The sequence below is a fragment of the Devosia psychrophila genome, from assembly GCF_000971275.1.
Lineage (GTDB): Bacteria > Pseudomonadota > Alphaproteobacteria > Rhizobiales > Devosiaceae > Devosia > Devosia psychrophila.
In genome coordinates this window covers 1-694 of record NZ_LAPV01000007.1, presented here as the reverse complement: position 1 = coordinate 694, position 694 = coordinate 1, and the positions used below count along the sequence as shown (strand labels likewise).

Here is a 694-nt window from a genome sequence, read left to right as displayed (position 1 = left end):
GAAAAAAGAGGAAGGTGAGGGAGAGGTAGTGTTAGAGCAAGAGACAGAGAGGGGCGGGGGAGGAAGGGTAGATAGGAGACAACAGGAGCAACGAAAAGGCGAACAAAAAAAAACTCGACAAGCGCAACGGAAAGGGAATCAGCAAAAGAAAAGCGAAGGGAGAAAGAAACGAAGGAAGGGAGAAAGGAGAGAAGGAGGAGAAGAAGGGGGGAAAAGGGGAGGAGGAGAGGGGGGAGGGGGGGGAGAAGGGAGGAGAGGAGGGGGGGGGAAGGGAGGAGGAGGGGAGGAAGGAGAGGGGGGGGAGGAGGAAGAAGAAGAAAGGAGGAAGAAGAAAAAGGAAGGGGAGAAGAAAAAGGAGGAGGAGAGAGGGAGGAAAAGGAGGAAGGAGAGGGAAAGGAAAGAGAAGAAAAGGGGGAAAAAGAAAGAGGGAAAGAGAGAAAAGGAAAGGAAAAGGAAAGAAGGAGAAAAGAAAAAAAAGGAGGAAAGGAAGAAAGAAGAAGGAAGAGAGGAAAACGGAAGAGAAAGAAGAGGAGGGGAGAAGAAAAAGGGAGTGGAGGAAAGGGGGAGGAGGAGGAGGAAAAGAGGGAAAGGAAGGAAAGGAGAAGGTGAGGGGGAAGAGGGAGGAAGGAAGGAGAGAAAGGGAGAGAGGAAAAGGAACGGTTAACAGCGTCGCACCCAGTGGGGTTAACCGGTC

1 protein-coding gene is annotated in these 694 nt (G+C 51.4%); it reads left to right on the top strand.

From position 1 onward, the window contains the following. On the top strand, positions 1 to 664 hold a 664-nt coding region (locus WH91_RS24480), incomplete at its 5' end, for a hypothetical protein (protein ID WP_046168976.1). Between the last annotated feature and the right edge of the window lie 30 nt (positions 665 to 694).